Below are 18895 nucleotides of genomic sequence, written 5' to 3'. Positions count from 1 at the left end.
GACGTGCGCCGGATCGGGTGGATCCGGCGCACGTCAAAGGCGTCGAAGCGTGCCGTTTAGTGCGACAGGTAGATCGGCGTGATCTTCTTGGCGATGTCGCGGAACGCCTGCTTGAGCTCGGTGCCGTTGTCGGCCGTGTAGTTCGTCGAGTTGCTGCTCGCGCAATGGTTCAGCGTGGCGATGGCGGTGGCATTGCCGCCGAGCGCGAAGCCGACCGTGTAGACCGTGATGCCCTTGGCCTTCATTCCGGTGCAGAGCGACTTTGCCTGCTCCGACGAGCTGGCGTTGGCGGCGGCGCCTGCGCCGCTCGAGCCGGTGCTGATGCCCTTCGCGTCATACTGAAGGTTATACTCGCCGTCCGTCATGAGGATCGCGATCTTCTGGGTCGTTGCACCGTAGGCCTTCGCGGCGCTTGCCGTAGCCCACAACGAGTTCCAGTTGGACGACAGCACGTACCACGCCCAGGCCGTGCCGATGTGGCCGGCGGTCGAGCCTGAGATGTCGAGCTTGTCGATGCGGCCCTTGAGGTACTCCTTGTCGCCGCTCAGGGGCACGACTTCCTCGTCGGCCGACAGCGCACACGATGAGTTCGTCTTGTACTGCGTCATGACGTAGTTGTTCGCGTCGGGTGCCACGTCCGTGTACTTGTTCGCGCCCGTGCGTTCGACGACGCAATCGGTCTTGTAGTACGTCGCGGTATAGGTGTTCCTGCCCGAGGTGTAGTTGACAGACTTCGAGTTCACCGGCGAGCCGCGCGCCTTCGTATTGGCTGTCGAGGGCAGGCGGACGCCTTCCGAGAACGGCACGAGCGCCACGCGAACCTTGCGCGCATAGGCGCCCTCGTTGATGACGATGTTGACGAGGTCCTTGGCCGCGGCGCGGAGGTCGACAATCTTGGAGCCCGACATCGAGCCCGTCACGTCGAGCATCATCGCGATCTCGACTTCGATCTTGGCGTTTCCGCCCCCGTTCGTGCCGCCGCCGCCCGTAAGCTCGGCCCTCGAGAAGCTCGCCTCGGACTCGTCGAGCAGCGGCAGCTTCGAAATGTGGGCGAAGTTCAGGAAGATGGTGTTGATGTAGGCATTGCCGATCGCCACGAACGCCGTGTTGTTGCTGGCGGACGTGAACGACACCGTGTCGTCGGTGACGGGCGGACGGCTCAGGGTGTTTTGTTGATAGTAGCGCTGCGCGGTGGCCTGGGCGAGCGAGAGGGCCGACGCCGGATTGTCGGCGGCCTGCATCACGCTGCCGCCGGCGAGCACGGCTGCGTCCATGGCCTGGATCGTCAGGTGGCGCGCGTGGGCCCAACGGCCGAGGTCGATGCCCGCGCCGATGAACAGGCACAGCACGACGAGAACCAGCGCAAACATGATGGAGATGCCGCCCTGGGCATCCTGGCGGAACCTGCGCAGGAGCGACCCGACTTGCAGCCCGCACCGTGCCATACGCGAAAACATGAACCCGCTCCTTGAAACTAGGAGCTTGCACCATCGTCCGCCAACATCTTCGAAGGCGTTAATTCCTCCGTTCGATGGACGTTAGAAGATGGTCTTGTTTTGGACTGAGTTAATTCCTGACGAAGCGGATCGATGGAATTGCACGGATCGGCCTGCCGGACCGGGAGGGATGTCGGCCGTGGGCCATCCCTGATGAGGGCCATTCGAGCGCTGAGCTGGAACGGTAGGCGATACATCTCAGGGCGAGCGTCCGTGGGCCTGGCCAAGCCCGACCGGAGGCCGGGCTCGGACGTGGTGCGTGCCAGCCGTTGCTGCTCTATACTAGGCTGAACGGCGGTTGCTTCAGACCATGATCGACAAACTCGAACTGCTTCTTGCCCTAGCGCGCGAACGTCACTTCGGGCGGGCGGCGGAAGCCATGGGCGTCACCCAGCCGACCCTGTCGTCGGCCCTGAAGAGTGTCGAGGACCAGTTCGGCATTCTGATCGTCGAGCGGGGATCGAGGTTTCGCTGCTTCACCCCGGAAGGGGAGCGCATCCTCGACTGGGCGCGGCGCATCGTCGGCGACGCGCGCGCCATGCGCCAGGAAATCGAGGCGCTCAAGAAGGGCCTGTCGGGCCATCTGAAGCTCGCCGTGATCCCGACATCGCTGCCGTTCCTGACCGAGCTGACCGTCCCCATCTGCGCCCGCTACCCGGACATTCGCCTCACCGTTCTGTCGATGACGTCGGATTCGATCCTGGCCCGGCTGGAAAACCTGGAGGTCGACCTCGGCATTTCCTATGTCGACACGGAGCCCCCGCCGCGGTTCGAAACCGTGCGCATGTACGATGAGCACTATGTGCTGCTGGTGGCGCCGGAAAGCCCGCTCGCCGAGCGCGACCAGGTCACCTGGGCCGAGGCCGGGGAGCTGCCGCTCTGCCTCCTGACGCCGGACATGCAGAACCGGCGCCTGATCGACCTGCATCTGGCCGAGGCCGGCGTGAAGCAGAGCCCGACGCTCGAGAGCAACTCAATGCTCGTTCTCTATGCCCATGTGCAGTCCGGGAGCTGGTCGAGCATCCTGCCGTCCCGGCTCGCCGAGACGCTGGACCGCCCCAGCCGGCTGCGATCGATCCCGCTGATCAAGCCGACCGTCACCCACAAAATCGGGCTGGTCGTGACCAAGCGGGAGCCCCACTCGCCGCTCGTGGCGGCCTTCATTGCGCATGCAAGACGCGTCGCGGGCTTGATCCAGCCCCAGTTCGCCCGCCCGGCCGCCGTCGGGGCTTTAGCGAGCAATATCAAAGACGATATCTGATAGAAAATTTCTATCATGATACGAAAGACGCCTATTGATCTTTCGGTTGCCTACGGCGATCTAGATGAGAATAACTATAAAACTATCTGGAGGACTGCCATGAGCCGTTTCGAGCCATGGAGCGAGGAGCGCACGCTCGAGATCGTCGCGGAGCACGCGACGCTGGAAGGACCTCTCATGGTCATCCTGCATGCTCTCCAGCACGCCTTCGGTCACGTTCCAAAAGAGGCAATTCCTGTGTTGGCACGGGAACTTAACCTCTCGCGCGCCGAAGTCCACGGCGTCGTCACCTTCTATCACGACTTCCGCCCTGAGCTGCCCGGCAAGCACGTCCTCAAGTTGTGCCGCGCCGAGGCCTGCCAGTCGATGGGCTGCGAAAATCTCGTGGAACGCGCCGAATCGAAGCTTGGCGTTTCCTGCGGCAACACCAGCGCCGACGGCCGCGTGACGCTGGAAGCCGTCTACTGCCTCGGCCTGTGCGCCACCGCCCCCTCGGCCATGATCGACGGCCGTGTCGTCGGCCGCCTGGATGCGGGCCGCCTCGACGCCATTATCAAAGAGACCCAGGCATGACCCTGCGCATTTTCATCCCGCGCGACGCCGCGGCAGTCTCCGTCGGGGCCGACGAGGTCGCCTCCCTCATTTCGGCCGCCGCCCGCAAGGCTGGCGCCGACGTCCAGGTCGTGCGCAACGGGTCGCGCGGCATGCTCTGGCTCGAACCCCTCGTTGAGATCGAGCGCGACGGCATTCGCTACGGCTATGGCCCCGTCAACCCGGCCGATGTCCCGGCGCTGATCAAGGCCGGACTGCTCGAAGGCAAGCTCGCAGCCGAGATCAAGAGCCCGCTGTCGATCGGCGTTGTCGACGACCATCCGTACATGAAGCGCCAGACGCGCCTCACGTTCGCGCGCTGCGGCATCACCGATCCGGTCTCGCTCTCCGATTATCGCGATCACGACGGCTACAAGGGCCTCGAACGCGCTCTCGGCATGAAGCCGATAGAAATTGTCGATGAAGTCGCCAAGTCCGGCCTGCGCGGCCGCGGCGGCGCCGGCTTCCCCACCGGCATCAAGTGGAAGACGGTCCACGACACGCCGATGGGCCAGCAGAAGTACATCGTCTGCAACGCCGACGAAGGCGACAGCGGCACCTTTGCCGACCGCATGATCATGGAAGGCGATCCCTTCCTGCTGATCGAGGGCATGACGATTGCGGGCATCGCCGTCGGCGCCACGCGCGGCTACATCTACCTTCGTTCGGAATATCCGCACGCGCAGAAGGCTTTGAACGCCGCCATCGCGGCCGCGCGCAAGGCAGGCTACCTCGGCCCGAACGTCTCGGGATCGGGCCATGCGTTCGAGCTTGAAGTCCGCATGGGCGCCGGCGCCTACGTCTGCGGCGAGGAAACCTCGCTGCTCGAAAGCCTCGAAGGCCGCCGCGGCCTCGTCCGCGCCAAGCCCCCGCTTCCGGCTCATAAGGGCCTGTTCGGCCAGCCGACCGTCATCAACAACGTGCTGTCGCTGTGCGCCGTGCCCTACATCATGGCCGAGGGCGCGAAGGCCTACGCTGACTACGGCATGGGCCGCTCGCGCGGCACGATGCCCATTCAGCTCGCCGGCAACCTGAAGTTCGGCGGCCTGTTCGAAACGGCGTTCGGCATCACGCTCGGAGAGCTGGTTGACGCCATCGGCGGCGGCACGCTCTCGGGCCGTCCCGTGAAAGCCGTTCAGGTCGGTGGCCCGCTTGGCGCCTATTTCCCGCGCAAGCTGTTCGACACGCCGTTCGATTACGAGGCCTTCGCCGCCCGCGACGGTCTCATCGGCCACGCCGGTGTCGTCGTGTTCGACGATACGGCCCAGATGGCCAAGATGGCCCGGTTTGCCTTCGATTTCTGCTCGGTCGAGAGCTGCGGCAAGTGCACGCCCTGCCGCATCGGTTCGACACGTGGCCGTGAGACGATGGACAAGGTCATGGCCGGCCAGAACGTCGAAAAGAACCTCGCCGTGATTGAAGACCTCTGCAACACGATGAAGTTCGGATCACTTTGCGCTTTGGGCGGGTTCACCCCATATCCTGTTACGAGCGCGTTGACACATTTCCCTGAAGATTTCGGCCGGCCGGCGAAGAAGCTGGCCGAGGCAGCGGAGTAGGACCATGGCCCTTATCAAAGAAACCGACTACGGGACCCCGGCTTCCAAATCCGAGAAGCTCGTTACCCTCAAGATCGACGGCGTCGAAGTGACGGTGCCGGAGGGCACGTCCATCATGCGCGCGGCGATGGAGATGGGCACCACGATCCCCAAACTCTGCGCCACCGACATGCTGGACAGCTTCGGCTCCTGTCGCCTCTGCCTTATCGAGATCGAAGGCCGTAACGGCACCCCGGCGTCCTGCACCACGCCCGTCGCCCCCGGCATTTCCGTCAAGACCCAGACCCCGCGTCTGGCCGCCATCCGCAAGGGCGTGATGGAGCTTTACATTTCGGACCATCCGCTCGACTGCCTGACCTGCCCGGCCAACGGCGACTGCGAGCTGGAAGACATGGCCGGCGCCGTCGGCCTGCGCGAAGTGCGCTACGGCTACGAGGGCGACAACCACGTCTTCGCCAAGATGGATGGCGCCGCCAACGATCTCTGGATGGCGAAGGACGAGTCCAACCCGTACTTCACCTATGACCCTTCGAAGTGCATCGTCTGCAACCGCTGCGTCCGCGCCTGCGAAGAAGTGCAGGGCACCTTCGCGCTTACCATTTCCGGCCGCGGTTTCGACAGCCGCGTTTCCGCCGGCATGAGCGAAGACTTCCTCGAGAGCGAATGCGTGTCATGCGGCGCCTGCGTCCAGGCTTGCCCGACTGCAACGCTGAGCGAGAAGGCCCTCATCGAGATCGGCCAGCCCGAGCATTCGGCCATCACCACGTGCGCCTACTGCGGCGTCGGCTGCGCCTTCAAGGCGGAGATGCGCGGTGAAGAAGTCGTGCGCATGGTTCCCTGGAAGGACGGCAAGGCCAACCGCGGCCACTCCTGCGTCAAGGGCCGCTTCGCTTACGGCTACGCCACCCACCCCGACCGCATCATGCTGCCGATGGTGCGCGACAGGATCACCGATCCGTGGCGCGAGACCACGTGGGAAGAGGCCATCGGCCGCGTCGCCTCCGAGTTCAAGCGCATCCAGGACCAGTACGGCCGCACGGCCGTCGGCGGCATCACCTCGTCGCGCTGCACCAACGAGGAAGCCTACCTCGTCCAGAAGATCATTCGTGCGGGCTTCGGCGTGAACAACGTCGACACCTGCGCCCGCGTCTGCCATTCGCCGACCGGCTACGGCCTCAAGACGGCGTTCGGCGAAAGCTCGGGCACGCAGGACTTCGACTCGGTCGAGCACTCGGACGTCATCCTCGTCATCGGCGCCAACCCGCCGGATGCCCATCCCGTGTTCGCGAGCCGCATGAAGAAGCGCATTCGCGAAGGCGCAAAGCTGATCGTCATCGATCCGCGCCGCACCGACCTCGTGAAGTCGCCGCATATCGCAGCCGATTTCCATCTGCCGCTGCAGCCCGGCACCAACGTCGCCATCGTCACGGCGATGGGTCACGTCATTGCGACCGAGGGCCTGATCAACGAGCAGTTCGTCCGCGAACGCTGCGAGCTCGAAGACTTCAACGAGTGGCGCGCATTCGTGTCCGAGGAGCGCAACTCTCCGGAAGCGATGGAGCAGTACACGGGCGTCAAGGCTGAGCTCGTCCGCGGCGCAGCCCGCCTCTATGCGACGGGCGGCAATGCCGCGATCTACTACGGCCTCGGCGTCACGGAGCACTCGCAAGGCTCGACGACCGTCATGGCGATCGCCAACCTCGCGATGGCGACCGGCAACATGAGCCGTCCGGGCGTCGGCGTGAACCCGCTGCGCGGCCAGAACAACGTGCAGGGCTCCTGCGACATGGCCTCGTTCCCGCACGAGCTGACGGGCTACCGTCACATCTCGGACGCCGCGACGCGCGCGATGTTCGAGAAGGAGTGGAACTGCACGCTCGATCCGGAGCCCGGCCTGCGCATTCCGAACATGCTGGACGCGGCCGTCGAAGGCACGTTCAAGGCGCTCTACATCCAGGGCGAGGACATTCTCCAGTCCGACCCGAACACGCATCACGTCGCCGCCGGCCTCGAGCACATGGAATGCGTGGTCGTGCAGGATCTCTTCCTGAACGAGACGGCACGCTACGCTCACGTCTTCCTGCCGGGCTGCACCTTCCTCGAGAAGGACGGCACGTTCACGAACGCAGAGCGCCGCATCCAGATGGTCACCAAGGTCATGCAGCCGAAGAACGGCTTCGGTGACTGGGAGATCACGCAGATGATCGCCCAGAAGCTCGGCATGAACTGGAACTACACCGATCCGGCCCAGATCATGGACGAGATCGCGCGCCTCACGCCGTCGTTCACGGGCGTGTCCTACGAAAAGATCCGGAAGATGGGTTCGGTCCAGTGGCCGTGCAACGAGCAGCACCCCGAAGGCACGCCCATCATGCACGTCGGCACGTTCGACCGCGGCAAGGGCAAGTTCATGATGACGGAGTACATCCCGACCGATGAACGCACCGGCCCTCGCTTCCCCCTGATCCTCACCACGGGCCGCATTCTCTCGCAGTACAACGTCGGCGCTCAGACGCGCCGCACCGAGAACGTCGCCTGGCATCCCGAGGACATCCTCGAGATCAACCCGTTCGACGCCGAGCATCGCGGCATCAAGGACGGCAACTGGGTGATGGTGCGCAGCCGCGCCGGCGAGACCGCATTGCGCGCGCTGATCACCGACCGCGTGGCGGCGGGCGTGGTCTACACCACGTTCCACCATCCGCTCACACAGGCCAACGTCATCACCACCGACTTCTCGGACTGGGCGACGAACTGCCCCGAGTACAAGGTGACGGCGGTCGAGGTTTCGCCTTCGAACGGCCCGTCGACTTACCAGCAGGAGTACGAGGAGTTCTCGGATCTCACGCGTCGCATCGTGCCCGCCGAGGCCGCGGAGTAGGGCTATGGCCGAGACGTCACGCCGCGTGCCGTCGCGCCGGGTTTCGCAACCCGGCGCCGGGCAGGCGGTCGCTGAGGATACGAGCCGTCTCATCCCGGAAGAGGTGCCGGTCGCGCTCGTCTATGACGGCTCGACGCATGCCGTCATGATGGCGACCCCGGCCGACCTCGAGGACTTTGCCGTCGGCTTTTCCATCACCGAAGGCGTAATTGCGGCGCGCTCCGAGATCCACGACTTCGAGGTCGTGGAGCATGAGAAGGGTCTCGAAGCCCGGATGTGGCTCATCCCCGACGCAGGGCGCCAGCATAGCGAGCGCCGCCGACGCATGACCGGCCCCACGGCCTGCGGGCTGTGCGGCGTCGAAAGCCTGGACGCCGCCGTTCCCGCCCCGCGCCATGTCGGCCATACCGCGACCACGACCGCCGCACTCATTCACGAGGCGCTCGCCGCCCTGCCGCCCGCGCAGACGCTCAACGTCGCGACGCGGGCCGTTCACGCTGCCGCCTTCTGGGACGCGAAAGCAGGCGCCATCGCCTTCGTGCGCGAGGACGTCGGCCGCCACAATGCGCTCGACAAGCTCGTCGGCGCCATCGCGAGCGCGGGCCTCGATCCGGCCAAGGGCTTTGTCATTCTCACCAGCCGCATCTCCGTCGAGATGGTCCAGAAGACCGCAATGCTCGGCGCGGAAATCATCGTCGCCGTTTCGGCGCCGACTGCGCTCGCCCTGCGCGTCGCCGAGGAAGCGGGCATCACGCTGGTCGCCATCGCGCGGCCCGACGCCTTCGAGATCTTCACCCACCCCGATCGCATCACGCTGCCCAACGCGCGCGGCGAGGCCATCCGCCAAGAGGTTCACGCACATGCACGATCACTCTCCCACTGACAACCTGGTCCGCATGGCCAACCAGATCGGCAAGTTCTTCGCCGCCCAGGGCGACGAGCGCGGTGTTGCGGGGATCGCCGATCACATCAAGAAGTTCTGGGAACCACGCATGAAGAAGCAGATCTTCGCGTTTCTCGACGAAGGCGGCGCAGGTCTGGATCCCATTACCTTGAAGGGGCTGCAGAAGCTCAAGGCCGACATGCATGGCTTCTCGACGGCGGCAGAGGCGAAGGCCGCAGCCGACGCGCTGGTGGCCCAGGGCAACGTTGCTGCCGCTGAAGCCGCGAAGACCGCCGCCAAGCCTGCCAAGAATGGCGGCAAGGGCGCGCGCCGCTAGGCATCCGTTCGAACACGAAACAGCAAGACCCTGGATCCGCGTCCTGGCAACAGAGACACGCGCCGCCGCGCGAGCATCCCTAAGCGCGCCCATCCCCTAGGTGATGGGCAGCGTTGACCACGCATCCGCGACTGTCGGAGTGTGCAAGAAACACCGGAGAGCATCACGATGACAGCAGCACGGCCGCACGTCCTCGCAGCCCTTGCGTTGAGCGCACTCGCACTCCTTCCCGCCACGAGGCAGGCGTTCGCCGCCGACCGCCACATCTTCGTCACCGCGGTCGAGCCCAAGGGCGGCGCCAATGTCGAGAAGGAGCCGTTTCCCGGGGCGCTACCCGAAGGCGGCGGCTACGTTCTCAAGAAGCCGAATGACGAAGGCCGCTGGGAAGTCGCGGTCTACGTGTTCGAGCCGCGCCAGATCTTCGTGGACGAGGGAGACAACGTGACCCTCGAGTTCGTGGGCATCAATGGCGCGAGCCACCCGATCACGATCGACGCCTACGGCCAAACATTCGAGTTGAAGCGCGGCCACGTCAACAAGGTGACATTCACCGCCGACAAGCCGGGCCGCCACAGCATCGTCTGCTCGGCCCACCTCCCGACCATGACTTCGGAACTGATCGTCGCGCCGAAGAAGTAAGGCCCCGACGCGCTGGGCCGGGGTCTCGACAGCTAAGCCGCCACCGGGCGCTCGACGCCGGTGGGCGGCGGGCCGATCTTGTCGAGCTCGTCGTACTCGGCTTCGGTGTACACGCGCGAGCGCGTCAGGAAGCGCACACCTTCGGGAGCCTCGAGGGAAAAGCCCGAGCCCCGCCCCGGCACGATGTCGATGATGAGATGCATCTGCTTCCAGTAGTCGAACTGGGCAGCTCCCATGTAGAACGGCTGCCCGCCGATCTCGCCCAGGTACACATCCTGTGCGCCGACGCGGAACTCTCCGCGCGGATAGCACATGGGCGCGCTCCCGTCGCAGCACCCGCCCGACTGATGAAACAGCAGCGCGCCGTGCATGCCCGAAAGCTTTTCGATCATCGCCAGCGCGCCCGCCGTTGCCGTTACGCGTTCGACCATTGCAGTGTCCTTTCCAGAACGCCGGCCAGAGATCAGCTCGGAACCTTGTCTTCCGACGGTACCACGATCGCGAAGATGTCCGCAAGCGCGGTCAGCGCGCCGTTGTGCAGCTCCTCCGCCGAGACGACCCCGCCGCCCGCCGGATTGGCGAGCGCGCGCGTCGCCGTGGCGTTGCCGACGACCGTCGCCCGGTAGCCATGATTGAACGCGGCGCGCGCCGTCGAGTTCACACACACGTGCGTCATGAAGCCCGCGATCACCAGGTCTGTCACGCCGAGACGCTTCAATTCCTGGTCGAGATCCGTCTGCTCGAACGAGCTCGGAAACGCTTTCGTGATGATCTTCTCACCCGCAACCGGCGCCACCACGTCCGCGATCGCGCCGATCGGGGCCTTGGTGTCGTAGGGCGTGCCTGCGCCCGCGTCGTGCTGGATGTGGATGACGGGTGCTCCCGCATCGCGCGCCCGCTTGAGCAACGTCGCGCATTGCTTGAGCGCGGGCTCGACGCCTTCGAGCTGCATGATGCCCTCGCGGTAGGTCTGCTGGCAGTCGATCAGCACGAGCGCGGATTTAGACAGCGGCGCAGGCACATCCGGGAGAGCGAGAAGCGAGCGCAGGGTGGGGCGGGCATCAGTCATCGGTGGAGGTCCTCGGTTGGTAAGTGGCTGGCGCGCCTCTGGCCAGAATGGCATCGGCGTCCCAGAGTCTCTAGCGCGGGTCGGCACGCTTGCGCAGCGTGAAGTGAACGCCGCGTGGTCCTTCGAGCGAAAAGCCGGCCGCAACGCCGCGCGCAACGTCGATCACGACAGTGCTGCCCGCCCAGTATTCGACTTCGCTCGTCATGAAGTAAAGCGGGACCGTCTCGGTCTCGCTCAGGCGCACGTCGCCCATGAGCACGTCCCGCGGTCCGATCTTGAGCTCGGAAAGCGTAAGGCAGACGACGCTGACGCCGTAGCTGCCGGAGACGTGCAGGCTGATCGGCCCGTGCTCGGCGTAGAGTGCGCCGACGAGCTCGCGTGCGGCCTCTGTTGCAATGACGGTCGCAGTGATGGCGGTCACCCCATCTGCAAGCCTTCACGCCGGGCCAACGGGCAATGGCCGGCAGAACGCCGGGCGAGAGACACAATGGCCCCTCGCGCGCGGCGGTGAAAATGAAAAAGGCCGGACCGAAGTCCGGCCTTTTCACGAGGCCTAGAAGAAGCCCAGTGCCTTCGGGCTGTAGGAGACCAGCATGTTCTTGGTCTGCTGATAGTGGTCGAGCATCATCTTGTGCGTTTCGCGGCCGATGCCCGACTGCTTGTAGCCACCGAACGCGGCGTGAGCCGGATAGAGGTGGTAGCAGTTGGTCCAGACGCGGCCTGCCTGGATGGCGCGACCGAAGCGATAAGCGCGCGTGCCGTTGCGCGTCCACACACCCGAGCCGAGGCCGTAGAGCGTGTCGTTGGCGATGGCGAGCGCCTCGTCGTCGTCCTTGAACGTCGTGACCGAAACAACCGGTCCGAAGATCTCTTCCTGGAACACGCGCATCTTGTTGTGGCCAGCGAGGATCGTCGGCTTGACGTAGTAGCCTTCGGAGGTTTCACCGGCGATGAGGTTGCGTTCGCCGCCCGTCAGCACCTTGGCGCCTTCGTCACGGCCGATCTGGATGTACGACAGGATCTTCTCGAGCTGGTCGTTCGAGGCCTGAGCGCCGATCATCGTCGAGCTGTCGAGCGGGTGGCCCTGCTTGATAGCCTGGACGCGCTTGACGGCGCGCTCCATGAAGCGGTCGTAGATGCTCTCGTGAACGAGCGCACGCGACGGGCAGGTGCAAACCTCGCCCTGGTTGAGCGCGAACATCGAGAAGCCTTCGAGCGCCTTGTCGAAGAAGTCGTCGTCATGATCGGCGACGTCGGCGAAGAAGATGTTCGGAGACTTGCCGCCGAGTTCGAGTGTGCAGGGGATGATGTTCTCGGAAGCGTACTGCATGATCAGGCGGCCGGTCGTCGTCTCGCCGGTGAACGCGATCTTGGCGATGCGCTTGTTCTGGGCGAGCGGCTTGCCGGCTTCGATGCCGAAGCCGTTGACGACGTTGAGAACGCCCGGCGGCAGCAGGTCGCCGATGAGGTCCATCAGCACCATGATGCTCATGGGCGTCTGCTCGGCGGGCTTCAGCACGACGCAGTTGCCTGCGGCGAGAGCGGGAGCCAGCTTCCAGCAGGCCATCAGCAGCGGGAAGTTCCAGGGGATGATCTGGCCGACGACGCCGAGCGGCTCGTGGAAGTGATAGGCGACCGTGTCATGATCGATCTCGGCGATCGAGCCTTCCTGGGCGCGCAGGCAGCCTGCGAAGTAGCGGAAGTGATCGATGGCGAGCGGGATGTCGGCAGCCATCGTCTCGCGGATCGGCTTGCCGTTGTCGAGGGTTTCCACCATCGCGATCAGCTTGAGATTGCTCTCCATGCGATCGGCGATCTTGAGGAGGACGCCGGCGCGCACGGCCGGAGAGCTGTTGCCCCACTCGGCGCGCACTTTGTGCGCCGCATCGAGCGCGAGTTCGATATCTTCGGCCGACGAGCGGGCGATGTCGCAAAGCGGCTTGCCCGTGACTGGCGTGAGGTTGGTGAAGTACTGCCCCTTGACGGGTGCAACCCACTGTCCGCCGATAAAGTTATCGTAGCGCGGACGAATGCGGATCTGCTGTGAAAGCTCGTTTAAAGCCTGTTGAATCATGGGGTTCCTCCTTGGGGGCTCGGCTGGATCAGGCCGCCGCCAACAGGCTGGCCTGCGTTTTTTCTTATGGTTCGGGTGAAGCTTAATTAGAGAGGCGTACCAACTGCGTCTATACGCCAATGGTCCAAAGTCGAAAGGCAACCGCCAAGGGCGGTCATCGGATTGGCGATAGCCCCCATATTGGACCCTCTGATTGTGAAAACAATGGGTCTGCGCGTGCGCGCCGTTCGCATTTTCGCGACTTGCGCCGAAGCCGGGCGTCGCCGACAGTCTTCGGATGAGGGAACGGACGGACAGCGCGCCCCCGCGCGCCCGCGGATGGTTGACGGACATCGGCCTCGCGGGGCACCCGCCGGGACTGTCCGTGCTGTTCTTCGCAGAGCTGTGGGAGCGCTTCTCCTATTACGGCATGCGGGCCCTGCTCGTGCTGTTCATGATCACGCCTGTGGCGGAGGGCGGGCTCGGCAGGTCCGCCGCTGAGGCGGCGCTCGTCTACGGCAACTACGCGATGGCTGTGTACCTGCTCGCGATCCCCGGCGGACTGGCGGCCGACACTCTGCTCGGCGCCCGGCGCGCGGTGCTGATCGGCGGTGCCGTCATTGCCGCCGGGCACTTCACACTTGCGATCGCCGATCCGGCCGCCTTCTACCTGGGGCTCGCGCTTGTCGCGCTCGGCACGGGACTGTTCAAGCCCAGCATCAGCGCGCTCGTCGGCGCGCTCTACGGCCCGCAGGACACCCGCCGCGACGCCGGATTTTCGCTCTTCTACATGGGCATCAACATCGGCGGCTTCCTGGCTCCGCTCGTGACCGGCTTCCTGGCCCAAAGCCCCGCCATGAAGGGCTGGCTGGCAGCCCAGGGGCTCGATCCGCTGCAGAGCTGGCACTGGGGATTTGCGGCGGCGGGCGCCGGCATGGTCATCGGGCTCGCGATCTTCATCATGTTCGACAAAGCGCGGGGCAGCGCCGAGGGCCCCGTGTCCATGCTCGCGAAGCCCACGGCCGAAGCCGCGCGCCAAACCCTGGTGACGCTCTTTCTCGCGACCCTCGGGACGCTCGGCCTGATGGGCCTCATCGTGCTGTCCGATCGCCCGGGCTTCGAACCGCTGCGCTGGGCGTATGTGCTCGTGCCCGCAGCCGTCGCCGTCTGGTTCGGAGTGTCGCCGAAGGAGGAGCCGCGCCGCTACGGCGCCATGGCCATCCTGCTGATCGGATCGATCCTGTTCTGGGCCATCTTCGAGCAAGCGGGCGTCACCATCGCGCTCTTTGCAGACCAGCTCACGCGGTCGGAAGTCGGCGGCTGGGCGTTTCCGTCCGCGTGGTTCCAGTCTCTCAATCCGCTGTTCGTGATCCTGCTGGCGCCGGTCTTCGCGGCCCTCTGGATGCGTCTCGGCGACAGGCAGCCGTCGAGCCCCGTGAAATTCGGTCTCGCGCTGGCGCTGCTCGCGCTGTCGTTCCTGCTGATGGTTCCCGCTGCGCTGCTGACGGCGGAAGGGCGCATCAGCCCGCTCTGGCTGGTCGGCTTGTTTTTTCTGCAGACCTCCGGCGAGCTGCTGCTGAGCCCGGTCGGCTTGAGCACGATGACGCAACTCGCCCCGCGCCGCGCCGTGGGCTTCGTGCTCGGCATCTGGTTTTTGGGCTTCGCGCTCGGCAGCAAGCTCGCGGGCGTGCTGGGCAGCACCTTCACCGCGACCGATGCCGAGGCTCTGGCCTGGAGCTTCGCCTGGCAGGCGGGCGTCGCCGCGCTGGCAGCACTCGCGTTCTTCGCACTGACGCCTTCGATCAAGCGCCTGATGGGCGGCGTGAGGTGAACGCGCCGCGCCTCATCAGCGCGCCGCGTTGAGCCGCTTGAAGCCCGCTTCGAGATCGGCGATCAGATCGCCGACGTCGTCGAGCCCGATATGCAACCGGAACGCAGGTCCCTCCGCCGTCCAGTCCGTGGCGGTGCGATAGCGCTTCGGATTGAACGGAATGATGAGGCTTTCGAAGCCGCCCCACGAAAATCCCATGCCGAACAGCTCAAGCCCATCGAGCATCGCGGCCAGCGCCTTGCGTGGTGTCGGCGTGAGGATCATCGAGAACAGCCCCGACGCACCCTTGTACTGCGCCTTCCACAACGCATGACCCGGATCGGACGGCAGCGCAGGGTGCAGCAGGCGCGCGACCTCGGGCCGGGCGGACAGCCAGCGGGCCACCTCCAGCGCCGAGCGCTGATGACGGTCGAGCCTGACGCCGAGCGTCCTGAGGCCGCGAAGGCCGAGATAGACTTCCTCGGAACCGGGGCAGCCGCCGAGCGTGGCGCGCGCGTCTTCGACGAGCTTCGCGGCGCGCGCGTTGGACGTGATCGCGCCAAGCATCGCGTCCGCATGGCCGACGATGTATTTCGTGCACGCCAGGATCGAAACGTCGACGCCGAGCGCGAGCGGGCGGAAGTAGTAGGGCGTGGCCCACGTGTTATCCATCAGCACAAAGGCGTCGCGCGCATGCGCCGCCGCGACGATGGCGCCGATGTCCTGCATCTCGAAGGTCAGCGAGCCGGGGCTTTCGGTGAACACCACGCGCATGTTCGGCTGCATCAGGTCGGCGATGCCGGCGCCGATCGCGGGATCGTAGTAGGTGGTGGCCACGCCGAGCCGCGCCAGGATCGTGTCGCAGAATTTCCGGGTCGGCTGGTAAACACTGTCCACCATCAGGATGTGATCGCCGGTCTTGACGAACGCCAGGATCGCGGTGGTCACGGCCTGGTAGCCCGAGGCGGTCAACAGCGTGCGCTCGCCCCCCTCGAGGCGGCACAGGGCGTCTTCTAGGGCGGCCGTCGTGGGCGTGCCGTGGCGTCCGTAGCGGTAGGGCTGATTGTCGTAGTCTTCGATCGCGTCCAGGGTCGGAAACAGCACCGTCGAGCCGCGGTAGGCGGGGGGATTGACGAATCCGTGCTGCGCCGCCGGGTCGCGGCCGCTATGCAGGATTTCTGTGGCCGGATGGCGCGACGTGCCGGTCCCCTTGCCCGTGGGTGCTTTGCTCATGAGGTCGGGTCCTTGGCTGGCGGCATATGGGCTGGCGCAGATGGCCCGGCCGCCCGGAGAGCGCGGTGCCGAGCGCCCTTTGGCGCAACTTCCCACATTGGTCAAGGGCTTGACCATCGTACCGCAACGCGGGATGTGTGACACGCGCGGCATCGGTGTGCGTGAGACGCGATCCGGGACCGTACACGAAATTCGCCGCACACCAAGACACGGTGCGCACGAGCCCTGTGACCAATCACGTTCCTGAAATCTGGAGAGCTAGAGGCGTGACGGCCGTTCGTCCGATTGGCACTTGTTTTGTCCGCGCCCCGATGGCGCGGCTCGGCTGGCTTGCAGGCGCGGCATGGGCCGCAACGCTGGCCGCCATCGCCCCCGCAGGCGCCACCACCCTCGATGACGTGAAGGCCCGCGGTCATCTCGTCTGCGGCGTGACCGAAGGCATGCCGGGCTTCGCCGAGCTGAACGAGCGGGGCAACTGGACCGGCTTCGATATCGATATCTGCGCCGCCGTCGCAACCGCCACGCTGGGCCGCAAGGACGCCGTCAAATATCGCGTCGTGACGCCGGCGAGCGGCTTCCCCGCCTTGATGGCGCGCGAGGTGGATCTGCTGCCGCGCGCCAACGCGCGCACGCTGTCACGCGATACCGAGTACGGCGTTCGCTACGTCGAGACGACCTTTCACGAGGGGCAGGGATTTCTCGTCCGCCGCGGATACGCGGTGGCAAGCGTGCTGGAGCTGTCCGGCGCATCCGTCTGCGTCATGGCGCCGGGCGGCGCGGCGCAGGGCCTCGAAACGTACTTCCAGTCGCGCAACATGCGCTATTCCGTGCTGGCCTCCGAGCATTGGTCCGAGGCCGTGAAGGCCTACGCCGACAGCGCCTGCACTCTGCTGACCGGCGACATCACGGCGCTCGCTGCGGCACGCAGCCGCTTCACCACGCCGTCCGATCACGTCATCCTTCCCGAACTGATCGCCAAGGATAAGCTCGGACCGGTGGTGCGGACCGGCGACGAGCAGTGGTTCTCGATCGTGCGCTGGACCATCGAAGCGCTGGTCGCCGCCGAAGAGCTCGGCATCTCGCAACAGAATATCGACGCCCAGCGGGGATCGGCCAACATCGACGTGCGCCGTTTCCTGGGCGCCGAATCCGATCTCGGTCGCAGCCTGGGCCTCGCCCGCGACTGGAGCTATCAGGTGATCAAGCAGGTGGGATCGTACGGTGAGATCTTCGACCGCAACGTCGGCGCGTCATCCCGCCTTCGGCTGGACCGCGGCGCAAACAACCTCTGGACGAAGGGCGGCCTGTTTTCAGCCGCGCCGCTGCGGTGAGGCAGGGTCATCATGATCGAGATCGAGGGGATTGCCGGCAAGCTTGCCTTGCTGGCGCCGATTGCCGTGCTGGCGGTCGTTGTCTGGCGGACGGGCCGTCGTGCCGCCGCGACCGGGCCGGGTGAGCGGCACATGCTGAAACAGTCCTTCGACGCGCCCTTGGGCGCGCTGTCGCCCGGTGCGCTTGGTGCCCTTGAAGCGGGGGTGCTGGCCGCCGAGGCCGCACGGACGTCCGCCGCCGAAACCGCGCCTGCCGTTCCTGAAATGGCGACGCCCGTTGCCGAAACCACGGTGACGCCTCCCGCCGACGAGCGCACCCTGCCGCCATCGTCGCCGGTAGATTGGCCGACGCTCATCGCCGAGGCCGCCGAGCGCGGCGACAACGCCGCCCTCGCGTCAGCCCATCTCGGATATGCGAAAGCCGAAATCGCCGAGGGTCGCAACGCCCAGGCCGGCAATCAGCTTCGCGCATGCCTCCAGTTCGCTGCCCGCACGCGCAATCGCCCTCTGCAGGCGGAGGCGCGCCTCGAACTCGCGGAGTTGTCGCGCGCCGAGGGCGATCTCACCACGGCCTGCGAGCACTGGCAGATCGCGCGCGCCCTGTTCCACGAACTCTCGAGCAAACGCGAACTCGACGAGACGGAAACGCTCATGCGCACGCACGGCTGCCCGACCGATTGGGTCTTGAACGATTTCTGATCAACTTCCGACTGGCAGCTGCCTACTGCCCAACTCAGTTCATCACCAGCTCGACTTGCGTCGTCTCGCCGTTGGCGAGTGTGATTTCGCGCTGGAACGAGCGCCCCTGAGACTTGGCGAGCACGATGTACTTGCCCGGCGCCAGGATATGCGTCGGCAGCGCGCCGACACTTTCCTTGATCTCTTCGCCTTCGGGCGTCTGGATCGTCCATTGCGTATCGGGCAGCGCCTCGCCGCCCGCGCGGTGCACGAGCTTGAGAGTCGCCTTCGCCGCCGAATGCGTGACGACCGCTTCCGTAAGCTTGCCGGCCTCCACTGTCACGTCGCTGCGCACCACGGCGTTGCAGTCGCCGTAGGTCGACACGATGTGATAGATGCCGGCGTTGAGCCGCACGACCAGATTAGGCCGCGCCGCCGACAGAATGAGCTTGCGGTTGTCGGTCTGGTCGCGATCGGAATAGATGCTGAAGCTCACGGTATTCTGCGGCGCATCCGAGCCGCCCACCTGAGCCTTGATGCGTAGCCCGCCCGCGTTGAGCACGAAGTCCTCGACGACGCCGTCCGTCTGCCCGGGTTTGACGGAGATGCGCCGGGTGATGTGCGCCCGCCCGAACGCGGCATTCACGAGATAGTCGCCGACGTGCAGTTTGAACGTCGGGCGCGCCTGCTGCTGCGTAAAGAGAAGCGCCGTTCCGTTTTCGCCCGAGGGTGAATGTCCGAACACGCGCCAGACGAGTCCCTCTTCGATCTCCTCGCCGTCCGCCGTCAGCCGCGCCGTCATCGGCACCAGAACGACCGCTCCGGGATCGGCGGCCGGTTCCTTGTGTTTCTCGGGCGTTCCGGGCGCCACCTGCTGCTGCAGGCCCGTCAGCCAGTCGGCGGGAGATTGCGCGCCCGCTTCCCCCGCGCGCGCAAACAGGCCCGCAACCGCCATCAGCGCCACGAGAATGAAGGTGCTCGCCCAGGGGCGGCCGGAAGAGGATGCGCGTGCCATAGTCATGTGGGCTGGAATGTCATGTGGGCCGGAATCGATCCCGAGAGATGCGCTCGTGT

General features: G+C 65.7%; 16 protein-coding genes and 1 pseudogene. 10 read left to right on the top strand and 7 right to left on the bottom strand.

The features are described 5' to 3' along the window. Window positions 1-56: 56 nt before the first annotated feature. The gene (locus tag K2Y42_RS02750) at window positions 57-1457 is read right to left on the bottom strand and encodes a TadE/TadG family type IV pilus assembly protein (RefSeq protein ID WP_291148151.1); all 1401 of its coding nucleotides are present in this window, start codon (window positions 1455-1457) and stop codon (window positions 57-59) included. 349 nt (window positions 1458-1806) lie between these two features. Here K2Y42_RS02750 and K2Y42_RS02745 point away from each other — a divergent pair, with 349 nt between their 5' ends. The 7 genes and pseudogenes from K2Y42_RS02745 to K2Y42_RS02715 all read left to right on the top strand — a co-directional run bounded on the left by K2Y42_RS02745 (window position 1807) and on the right by K2Y42_RS02715 (window position 9647). After that, on the top strand, window positions 1807-2757 hold the full coding sequence (locus K2Y42_RS02745) for a LysR family transcriptional regulator (RefSeq protein ID WP_291148149.1): 951 nt from the start codon (window positions 1807-1809) through the stop codon (window positions 2755-2757). A gap of 99 nt (window positions 2758-2856) precedes the next feature. Continuing rightward, complete coding sequence (locus tag K2Y42_RS02740) at window positions 2857-3330, top strand: formate dehydrogenase subunit gamma (protein WP_291150147.1); 474 nt, start codon at window positions 2857-2859, stop codon at window positions 3328-3330. Then, on the top strand, window positions 3327-4907 hold the full coding sequence (locus K2Y42_RS02735; RefSeq protein ID WP_291148146.1) for a formate dehydrogenase beta subunit: 1581 nt from the start codon (window positions 3327-3329) through the stop codon (window positions 4905-4907). Before K2Y42_RS02740 ends, K2Y42_RS02735 begins: the two co-directional genes overlap by 4 nt. Window positions 4908-4911: 4 nt before the next feature. Next, window positions 4912-7788: a formate dehydrogenase subunit alpha gene (gene fdhF, locus K2Y42_RS02730; protein ID WP_291148143.1), complete on the top strand. Its 2877-nt coding sequence runs from the start codon at window positions 4912-4914 to the stop codon at window positions 7786-7788. Between the two features lie 4 nt (window positions 7789-7792). Beyond that, window positions 7793-8671 (top strand): formate dehydrogenase accessory sulfurtransferase FdhD, encoded by an 879-nt coding sequence (gene fdhD, locus K2Y42_RS02725; RefSeq protein ID WP_291148142.1) that lies wholly within the window; start codon window positions 7793-7795, stop codon window positions 8669-8671. Continuing rightward, window positions 8649-8864: pseudogene (locus K2Y42_RS02720) on the top strand (formate dehydrogenase subunit delta); the annotation flags it as partial. The gene fdhD and the pseudogene K2Y42_RS02720, both read left to right, overlap by 23 nt. A 312-nt stretch (window positions 8865-9176) precedes the next feature. Next, a complete protein-coding gene (locus K2Y42_RS02715; RefSeq protein ID WP_291148141.1) occupies window positions 9177-9647 on the top strand; it encodes a cupredoxin domain-containing protein in 471 nt (156 codons plus the stop codon). A gap of 32 nt (window positions 9648-9679) precedes the next feature. Here the strand turns inward: K2Y42_RS02715 and K2Y42_RS02710 are convergent, their stop codons facing one another. The 4 genes from K2Y42_RS02710 to adh form a co-directional block, all read right to left on the bottom strand. Continuing rightward, complete coding sequence (locus tag K2Y42_RS02710; protein ID WP_291148139.1) at window positions 9680-10078, bottom strand: DUF779 domain-containing protein; 399 nt, start codon at window positions 10076-10078, stop codon at window positions 9680-9682. A 32-nt stretch (window positions 10079-10110) separates the two neighbouring features. Continuing rightward, window positions 10111-10716, bottom strand: coding sequence for a cysteine hydrolase family protein (locus K2Y42_RS02705; RefSeq protein ID WP_291148137.1), 606 nt, complete (start codon window positions 10714-10716; stop codon window positions 10111-10113). Window positions 10717-10786: 70 nt separating this feature from the next. Continuing rightward, window positions 10787-11137 (bottom strand): DUF779 domain-containing protein, encoded by a 351-nt coding sequence (locus K2Y42_RS02700; RefSeq protein ID WP_291148135.1) that lies wholly within the window; start codon window positions 11135-11137, stop codon window positions 10787-10789. A 132-nt stretch (window positions 11138-11269) separates the two neighbouring features. Next, the gene (adh, locus tag K2Y42_RS02695) at window positions 11270-12790 is read right to left on the bottom strand and encodes an aldehyde dehydrogenase (RefSeq protein ID WP_291148133.1); all 1521 of its coding nucleotides are present in this window, start codon (window positions 12788-12790) and stop codon (window positions 11270-11272) included. Window positions 12791-13067: 277 nt separating this feature from the next. On the opposite strand from adh, the gene K2Y42_RS02690 reads away from it, so the two are divergent. Continuing rightward, window positions 13068-14600, top strand: a complete 1533-nt coding sequence (locus tag K2Y42_RS02690) for a peptide MFS transporter (protein WP_291148131.1) — start codon at window positions 13068-13070, stop codon at window positions 14598-14600. A gap of 15 nt (window positions 14601-14615) precedes the next feature. Here the strand turns inward: K2Y42_RS02690 and metC are convergent, their stop codons facing one another. Further along, window positions 14616-15812, bottom strand: coding sequence for a cystathionine beta-lyase (metC, locus tag K2Y42_RS02685; protein WP_291148129.1), 1197 nt, complete (start codon window positions 15810-15812; stop codon window positions 14616-14618). A gap of 266 nt (window positions 15813-16078) precedes the next feature. Here metC and K2Y42_RS02680 point away from each other — a divergent pair, with 266 nt between their 5' ends. Then, on the top strand, window positions 16079-17143 hold the full coding sequence (locus K2Y42_RS02680; protein ID WP_291148127.1) for an amino acid ABC transporter substrate-binding protein: 1065 nt from the start codon (window positions 16079-16081) through the stop codon (window positions 17141-17143). A gap of 12 nt (window positions 17144-17155) precedes the next feature. After that, window positions 17156-17842: a hypothetical protein gene (locus K2Y42_RS02675; RefSeq protein ID WP_291148125.1), complete on the top strand. Its 687-nt coding sequence runs from the start codon at window positions 17156-17158 to the stop codon at window positions 17840-17842. 34 nt (window positions 17843-17876) lie between these two features. On the opposite strand, the gene K2Y42_RS02670 is transcribed toward K2Y42_RS02675, so the two are convergent. Beyond that, entirely contained in the window at window positions 17877-18842 is a 966-nt protein-coding gene (locus K2Y42_RS02670) for a hypothetical protein (RefSeq protein WP_291148123.1), read from the bottom strand. Window positions 18843-18895: the final 53 nt, after the last annotated feature.

It is taken from the genome of Hyphomicrobium sp. (assembly GCF_019744875.1).
Classification (GTDB): domain Bacteria; phylum Pseudomonadota; class Alphaproteobacteria; order Rhizobiales; family Hyphomicrobiaceae; genus Hyphomicrobium_C.
This window is presented reverse-complemented; position numbering and strand designations above follow the sequence as displayed.